Genomic DNA, 8,296 nt, shown 5'->3' with positions numbered 1-8,296 from the left:
AGCCAAGCTTCCACAACGAACCAAACATCGATCTTACCCTCGCGAAATCTGGGGAAAAGGAAAATCCTTCCCCTCAAAACATCACTTCGGTCCTCTCCCAAAATCAAAAAGTAAGTGACATTAGGCTGAAAGCCCACGGCTCCCACCGAATCGAGCTTCGCTCGAACATTCCGCCCATCGCGATGCGATGGATGGGGCACCAGAGTATCTGCTATCTGAATTTGTCGATACACCCAGCTATATGTCGACAGGCCCTTAGAGCATTTTCCCTGTAGGTGTAGAGTCGGGCCTCCGCATCTATGGGCGTTTTCCGCAATGAAAACGCCGCTTCGCGCCCGTTCCGGAGTACCCAGCAACAGGGAAATGCTCTCGGGTCAGGCGTAGCGGAAAAGAGCTTTGAAGCCGTAATCCATGTGGTTCTGGATGTGGCAGTGGAAGAGAGTCAGCCCTGGCTGGTCAGCGACAAAATCTATGGAGGCACGGCCAAAATACGGCACGACTACGGTGTCTTTGATCAGACCATGGGTCCATTTCCCGTTGACCTCCACAAGCTCAGTCTGATGGCGATGCAGGTGCATCGGGTGGGCATCATCGGTGCGATTGCGATAGATGAGACGGTAACGCTTGCCCTGCTCCAGCACAAACTCGCGTTCATGCGGATATGGTTTGCCGTTGATGAGCCAGGCATTGAACTTTCCCATACCGGATGGCATCTTCTCAAAGACCATGTCGATCACTGCATCCGGCTTTTGCGCCGGTCCTCCCGGTTTGCCGAAGATGGTATAGTCCCAATTTGCCGGCCCGGGCTTGTTCCATACCGCTTTCTTGTGCTGGTTGGCGTATTCCACGATGACGCCAAGACCGGCGTTGCGGATCATGTCATTCGTCGCCCCTAGAATCCATACACCCGGATTGTTCATCTCCACGACGGCGCAGACACGTTCCCCCGCTCCTAGAAAGATCGCATCCACCTCCGTCGGTGTGGGGACGGGATTACCGTCCATGGCGATGATCCGGAATTTGTGCCCGGCGAACGCAATGCGCCGGTTCTCGATCGCCGATGCGTTCAGTAAGTGGAAAAGAACTCGCTCTCCCTGTTTCACCCGGATAGGCTGGCCTGCCCCTAACGCCTTGTCATTGATGGAGTAGGTCATGGAACTGACCTCGAGCCCTGGTGAGCCAGGCAGGTCGCGGGTCGGCTTCTCGGGTTGAACCGCCGGTTTGCCGTCTTCATCGTCATCGTCTTCCATGGTCGAGGAGAAGAATGGCTCCCAGTCTCGGAGAGCGAGAAAGTGTTCCTGGTCGTAATGGCCCGGATCGCCCGATGCCGGGTCAATGTAGACGAAGCCGAATTGCCCGGTGTAGGCGCCTTTGTGCAGGTCAGATTCCGCCATGGCGTGGGTGTGATACCACCGCGAGCCGGCAAGGCTCGGCGTAAATTGCAGGCGGCGTGCTCCCTGCGGCGGAATAGGACGAGCGCCCTGCTCCTCTACACCGTCCATCTCCGGCGAGATCAGAAAGCCATGCCAATGGACAAGTTCCGGAGTATCCGTCCGGTTGATGACGTCCACCGTGACGGACTTTCCCTCTTTCATGCGAAGGATCGGTCCCGGCGACGTCCCGTTATACCCAATCGTCGACAGAATGCGGTCCGGGGCGAGCTCCACGGTCACCGGTTCAATGTGGAGAGTAATATCGGCAGGCGATGCTGAAGGCGATTCCGGACCGGGAGCGGCAGACGGTTTCCCTTGGGAAGGCGTGGCCATCTGCCCCATCTGGGATAGGCCATACGGGCCTGCGTCTCGCAGACTAGGAGCCGCCAGCACCATGGCGGCGGACCGTAAAAAATCTCGCCGTTTCACCTCGGGCCTCGTGTGAAGGTGATGGTCTCACGGTAAGAATTTCTCAGGCAAGCAGCGGCCGGCATACCGGTAAGACGCAGTACATGGAAAAAAGACGAGACTTTCGTGGAAACAACTCCTTGAGTCGCTTCGTCTATCCTGCAAGCCTTATACGCACGTAGACTGAGTACCTTCTCAGGAGGTCGCACGATGAAGCTGCTTGCCGCTACCGCAGTTGCTGCCCTCGCCCTTGCCTGCTGCTCCGTCGTTCGGGCTTACCAGCGGACCGCTTACTTCGGGTTTGATGATTCGGAGCAGCACCAGGCTCAGAAGGCCGAGTTCGTCTGGTCGCGCCTGGCCTATACCTCCCGCTCCGGCGGCAACGGATACGGCTGGGGTTGGGGTCGCGCCGCCTGGTCGCGCGACTATCCCAAAGCCGATCGCCAGCTTCTGGTCGCGATGAAGCGTCTTACGCGTATTGAAGGTCGCCCCTACGAGCAGGTCGTCGATCTGGATTCAGACGCCATCTTCGAATATCCCTGGATCTACGCCGTGCAGGTACAGGCCTGGACCTTCTCCGATGCGGAGGCGAAGCGCCTGCGCGACTACCTCAATAAAGGCGGATTTCTGATGGTGGATGACTTCCACGGCACCCAGGACTGGGAAGACTTTATGGAAGGCATGCGCCAGGTTCTTCCCGACCGCCCGGTAGAAGACCTGCAGAGCGGAGACGAAATCTTCCATGTTTTGTATGACATGGATGACCGCATCCAGGTCCCGGGCGAACACTACATCCGGACGCACAGGACTTATGAGAAAGACGGCTTCACTCCGAAGTGGCGCGCCATCCGTGACGATAAAGGGCGCATCATGGTGGCTATCTGCCACAACATGCATCTGGGTGATGCATGGGAGTGGGCTGATGATCCCGAATACCCAGAAAAGTTTGCCGCACAAGCATTTCGTGTCGGTCTGAATTACATCGTGTATGGCATGACGCATTGATCAACCAAACCATAGGCAGGACACCAGGCTCCGCGGCACATGTTCGAATTCTTCTTCAAGTATCCCTACACGGCCTTCGCCCGCGGACGGCTGATCCTGCTCAGCTCATGGCCACGCTGGATGCTCGTGATTGCCATCGTTCTGGGCGCTGTGGGTCTGGCAGGGCTGATCTGGTTCCGCTGGAGTGCAGCGGCGCCGAAGTTGAAGTCATGGAGATCCGCCGTGATCTGGGTCCTGCAGGCCGCGATGTTGACGTTACTGCTGCTTCTGCTATGCCAGCCGGCCCTCAACGTTGCGGAACTGCGTTCTCAGCAGAACATCATTGCCATTCTGGTGGATGACTCACACAGCATGGCACAATCGGATGCGGGCAATCAGCAGACGCGCGAACAAGCCGCAGTTGCTGCACTGAAGAACGGTGTTCAGGATGGCCTGAAGCAGCGTTTTCAAACCCGGCTTTACCACATCGGTGCTTCCATGGGGGAGGTCGACAGTCCGGATAAGCTGCAGGCTGCCGGACGCTCCACGCATCTCAGCGACGGACTGCGGCAATTCCTCACCCAGACACAGGATCTGCCGATCGGCGCCATTGTGCTGATGAGCGACGGCGCGGAGAACGCCTCTGGCGGTGACGAAGGGGGAGGCGGTGTCGACATTGCCGCACTCGATGCTCTCCGTAATCGTCACATTCCGGTGCATACGATCGGCTTCGGCAGTGAAACCGCAGAGCACGACGTGGAGATGGAAGGCGTCAGTGTCGCCCCCCGCGCCCTGGCGTCTTCACGCATGGTCGCGACAGTCAGGTTTCATCAGCACGGATTCTCAGGACAGAAGGCGATGTTGACTGTGCGCGAGAGCGGCAAGGCACTCGCCGGGCACGAGATTATTTTGCCTGCGAATCGCGAAACACGCACCGATACTCTTTATTTCGATGCCGGCGCCGCGGGCGCAAAGAGCTTTGAGTTTTCCATCTCGCCGATGCCAGGCGAACCCAATGTCATCAACAACAGTCTCAGCCGCATGGTGAACGTCAGCGGTGATAAACGCAGGATCCTGTTCGTGGAAGGCGAGCCCCGTTGGGAGTTCAAGTTCATCCGCCGCGCGTCAGATGATGACCCGCAACTGCAGATGGTCTCCATGCTACGGACGACGGAGAACAAAATCTATCGCCAGGGCATCAGCGACCCGAGTGAGCTTGCGGAGGGGTTCCCGACAAGAGCGGAGGATCTCTTCGGCTACTCCGGCATTATCATTGGTTCGGTCGAGAACGGATACTTCACACCGTCGCAACAAGAGTTGTTGCGGGAGTTCGTCGATCGTCGCGGAGGCGGCGTGCTCTTCCTCGGTGGCCGTTTTTCTCTCGCCGACGGCGGCTGGACAAGTTCCGGAGCTTCGGATCTTATTCCCACCTTTCTGCCGAAGACGAAGGAGACTTTTCATCGCGATCCGGCTTATCCGCTGCTAACCCAGGTCGGCGCCGAATCACCGGTGACGCGTCTTGCCGACGACGCCACTGTCAATGCTGCGCGATGGAAGAAGCTTCCCTATACCGCTGATTACCAGGATGCCGGCTCTCCCAAGCCCGGAGCGACGGTGCTTCTGGAGATGACTGACACGCACCGCAAGATGCCGATGCTGGTCACGGAACCATATGGCCGTGGACGTACAGCATTGATGGCCACTGCAGGTACGTGGCGCTGGCAGATGAGTATGCCCGTCGGCGACGGGTCGCACGATCAGTTCTGGAGACAGCTTCTGCGTTATATCGCGGCCGAGTCGCCCGGACCTGTCACAGCAAGCGTTCCGGCGCAGACGTTGATGGACGAAGGTCACGTCGTTCTCTCTGCCACGGTGCGGGACAAGCAGTATCAGCCCGCTTCTGATGCCGATGTCATGGCCCGCATCGTGGGTCCGGATGGTACGTCGTCCATGGTGCAACTGGCGGCTGTTCCTGGTGAAGCCGGAAGCTTCCGCACGGAATGGACCGCCGATAAACCCGGCTCTTATGCGGTGGAGGTTACGGGATCGCGCGCGGGTGAGGTTCTCGGCTCTGACATTGTCACGCTGGAACGGAAGGATGGCATAGCCGAGAACTTTCATACAGAACAGAACCGCGAGCTGCTGGAGCGTCTGGCAAACAGTACTGGCGGTCGTTACTGGAGACCTTCGGAGCTCAACACCCTTCCGCGTGACATCTCCTACTCTGAGGCCGGCATCTCAGTTCGTGACACCAAGCCTCTTTGGGATATGCCCATCAATTACCTCCTGCTACTCGGGCTTGTCAGCACACAGTGGCTGCTACGCAGAAAGTGGGGTGTGGTATGAAGCGCATGGTTCTTGGTCTGCTGCTCGCGGTTGCGGGACCTCGCTGCCATGCGGCCGTCTACTACATCACGGTAGCGGGCCTTGGCGGCGAGCCCGACTATGAACAGCGCTTCACCGCCAATGCCAAAGATCTCGATAAGATCTACCGCGGTTCGGCTGCCGGTCATGTTGTTACGCTGGCTGGCGATGATGCGACACGGGTAAAGCTGATGGACGCATTGAATGATGTGGCCCGCAACGCGAAACCTGAGGATGATCTGGTGCTCATCCTGATTGGTCATGGATCGTTCGACGGCGAAGAGTACAAGTTCAACCTCGTCGGTCCCGACCTCTCGGGGACAGAGCTTGCCGCCGTTCTGGACAAAATCCCTGCGAAGCGACAGTTGGTCGTGAATACGACCAGCGCCAGCGGAGGATCAGTTATTGCGCTGCAACATCCGGGCCGTGCCGTGATTACGGCAACCAAGACAGGCACCGAGAAAAATGCCACCGTCTTTGCACGCTACTGGCTGCAGGCGATGCAGGACCCTGCTGCTGATACCGATAAAAGCGGCAGCATCTCCGCGATGGAGGCATTCGTCTATGCGGATCGCAAGACCGCAGACTTCTACAGTTCGCAGAAACGTCTGGCGACGGAACATCCGGTCTTCGAAGATACCGGCAAGGGAGAAGCGGTCCGAACCATCCCGCAAGGATCTCGTGAAGGTGCACTGCTCTCTACCTTCACGGTACTGCGCCTCGATGGAGGCAATGCGGCCATTGCCAACGATCCGGCGCATCAGGCCCTGCTTGCAAAGAAAGAAGAGCTGGAGCGCAAGATCGATCAATTGAAGTATGAGAAGGCAGCGATGGAGCCTGGCGAGTATAAACAGGCTCTCACTGCTGCCTTATTGGAACTGGCCAAGGTACAGCAGGAGATGGAGAAATGAGATACCTCCTGCTTACGTTCGCACTCACGCTTTCATCACACGCGGCGACGTGGCAGGAATGCCGTGGTCTGGAGAAGCACGGCAAAGATGCTACGGCGTGTTATACCCAGCTCACGCATACGAATGATCCCGCGTTGCGTGCCGAGGGGTTCTGGGGGCTGGAGAATTACCAGCAGGCCAATGCCGAGTTTCGTGACGCAGTCGCTTCCCCGAGCAGCGGTGCGGCTGTGCGTGTCCGCTGGGGCCTGCTCTTCCACGAACGCTTCAATAATCCTGAGGCCGTCAACTTATTCAACGAAGCCCTGGCTAAGAACCCTAACTACGCGCCTGCATTCTATGGACTGGCTTTGGTCAGCGCCGATGGATTTGATGGACGCGCTCCACAGTACATCGCGAAAGCACTGACACTCGATCCGAAATCGGTGGAGAGCCGAGAACTGGCCGCTGATATGGCCTTCGAAAACTCCGACTTTGATACTGCGATCAAGGAGGCCGATCAGGCTATCGCGCTCGCGCCTGACGCTCTGGATGCTATGGCAATCCATGCTGCCATCGAGTTGCTGAATGACCGTTCGCCCGATGCCTGGCTGGCAAAGATCACAGCGATCAATCCCAAGTATGGCGAGGGATACGCCCGCATCGGCTATCACCTGGTGCAGAACCGCCGTTACAACGACGGCGTGACCTACTACCGCAAGGCCGTCGAGGTCCAACCCGGTCTATGGTCGGCGCACGCACAGCTCGGCATCAACCTGATGCGGCTTGGCCAGCAGGATGAACCCGAGAAAGAGCTGCAGCTTGCCTACGACAACGGATACCGCGATGCCGCCACGGTTAACAGCCTGCGACTGCTGGACAGCTACAAGAACTTCCAGACTTTTACGGACGACACTACCATCCTGAAGCTCAATAAAAAGGAAGCAGAGTTGCTGCAACCCTACTTCTCTGCTGAGCTGCACCGCGCCATGGCAGCCTACGAGAAGAAGTATCAGATGAAGTTGAAAGGGCCGGTCCAGCTCGAAGTCTATCCCGATCATGAAGACTTTGCAGTGCGGACGATGGGAATGCCCGGACTCGGGGCTCTGGGTGTGACCTTTGGGCAGGTAGTCGCCATGGACAGTCCGTCCGGCAGGAAGCCGGGTGAGTTTCACTGGGCCAGCACGCTGCGGCACGAGCTCAGTCACGTGTACGTCCTGTCCGCCACCAACCATCGCGTACCGCGCTGGTTCACGGAAGGTCTTGCTGTCCATGAAGAGACGCAGGCTGACCCGGAGTGGGGCGACCGCGTCACGCCGGAGATTCTGGTTGCGATTCGCGATAAGAAGCTGCTGCCGGTCGCGGAGCTGGATCGCGGGTTTATTTATCCGCAGTATCCGGCGCAGGTTATCGTGAGCTACTTCCAGGGCGGAAGCATCTGCGACTACATCGGTGAGCGCTGGGGCGAAGGCAAGCTGCTCGAAATTGTGCATGCCTATGCCAAACTGACGCCTACACCTCAGGTCATCCAGGCAACCCTCGGTATCTCCGCGGAGCAGTTCGATAAGGACTATATGGCCTGGCTCGACAAGCAGTTCGGCGACATCGTGAAGAACTTCGATCCCTGGCGGAAACAGCTTACCGAGCTGGCGCAACATGCAAAGTCGAAGGACTATGCTTTCGTTCTTGCAAATGGAGGAAAGGTGAAGGCTCTTTATCCGCAGTACATCGGCGATGCAAACGCTTACCAAATGATTGCCGATACTCAGCTCGCCGGCGGCAACAAACCGGCCGCCACTAAAGTTCTGGTGGAGTACGAAAAGATGGGCGGGCACGAGCCTGCCACACTGAAACAACTGGCGACGCTGGAAGAGGAGGCCGGTGATAAGGTAGCGGCGGCAGCCACGCTCGATCGGCTGAACTACGTCTATCCCACAGGCGACGAAGAGCTGCATCGCCGGCTTGGAACGCTCTTCCTTGATTTGAAGAACTACGACGGCGCCGTGCGGGAATATAACGCCGTTGTCGCGCTGCATCCGCTCGACGTCGCGGGCGCGCAATACAACCTGGCCCAGGCATACATGGCGAAGGGTGACCGGGCCAAGGCGGAAGAGGCTGTTCTTGCCGCGCTCGAGGCCGCGCCTGGCTACCGGCCGGCACAGACATTGTTATTGCAACTGCATAACGGCGGCGCATCGGCGCAGCCCAAGACCAACTGAA

At 58.2% G+C, this 8,296-nt stretch carries 5 protein-coding genes; 4 read left to right on the top strand and 1 reads right to left on the bottom strand.

Features of this window, described 5'->3' with window-relative positions; translation table 11 throughout:
• Positions 1-374: 374 nt before the first annotated feature.
• Positions 375-1,862: a multicopper oxidase family protein gene (locus OHL21_RS16330; RefSeq protein WP_263418343.1), complete on the bottom strand. Its 1,488-nt coding sequence runs from the start codon at positions 1,860-1,862 to the stop codon at positions 375-377.
• Between the two features lie 189 nt (positions 1,863-2,051).
• Between OHL21_RS16330 and OHL21_RS16325 the strand changes: the two genes are divergently transcribed.
• The 4 genes from OHL21_RS16325 to OHL21_RS16310 are packed head-to-tail and all read left to right on the top strand — an operon-like array spanning position 2,052 to position 8,295.
• Complete coding sequence (locus OHL21_RS16325; RefSeq protein WP_263418342.1) at positions 2,052-2,846, top strand: DUF4159 domain-containing protein; 795 nt, start codon at positions 2,052-2,054, stop codon at positions 2,844-2,846.
• A gap of 39 nt (positions 2,847-2,885) precedes the next feature.
• The gene (locus OHL21_RS16320) at positions 2,886-5,171 is read left to right on the top strand and encodes a hypothetical protein (protein ID WP_263418341.1); all 2,286 of its coding nucleotides are present in this window, start codon (positions 2,886-2,888) and stop codon (positions 5,169-5,171) included.
• Entirely contained in the window at positions 5,168-6,100 is a 933-nt protein-coding gene (locus OHL21_RS16315) for a hypothetical protein (protein ID WP_263418340.1), read from the top strand. Before OHL21_RS16320 ends, OHL21_RS16315 begins: the two co-directional genes overlap by 4 nt.
• A complete protein-coding gene (locus OHL21_RS16310; RefSeq protein ID WP_263418339.1) occupies positions 6,097-8,295 on the top strand; it encodes a tetratricopeptide repeat protein in 2,199 nt (732 codons plus the stop codon). Before OHL21_RS16315 ends, OHL21_RS16310 begins: the two co-directional genes overlap by 4 nt.
• Position 8,296 lies beyond the last annotated feature (1 nt).

It is taken from the genome of Terriglobus albidus (assembly GCF_025685425.1).
Classification (GTDB): domain Bacteria; phylum Acidobacteriota; class Terriglobia; order Terriglobales; family Acidobacteriaceae; genus Terriglobus; species Terriglobus albidus.
Note: the sequence above shows the minus strand (reverse complement) of the source record. Positions and strands in the feature narration are given on the sequence as shown.

Bases quoted from the DNA above. Each gene is read 5' to 3' on its own strand.
- OHL21_RS16325 (WP_263418342.1), top strand. From the start codon at position 2,052: ATGAAGCTGCTTGCCGCTACCGCAGTTGCTGCCCTCGCCCTTGCCTGC.
- OHL21_RS16320 (WP_263418341.1), top strand. From the start codon at position 2,886: ATGTTCGAATTCTTCTTCAAGTATCCCTACACGGCCTTCGCCCGCGGA.
- OHL21_RS16315 (WP_263418340.1), top strand. From the start codon at position 5,168: ATGAAGCGCATGGTTCTTGGTCTGCTGCTCGCGGTTGCGGGACCTCGC.
- OHL21_RS16310 (WP_263418339.1), top strand. From the start codon at position 6,097: ATGAGATACCTCCTGCTTACGTTCGCACTCACGCTTTCATCACACGCG.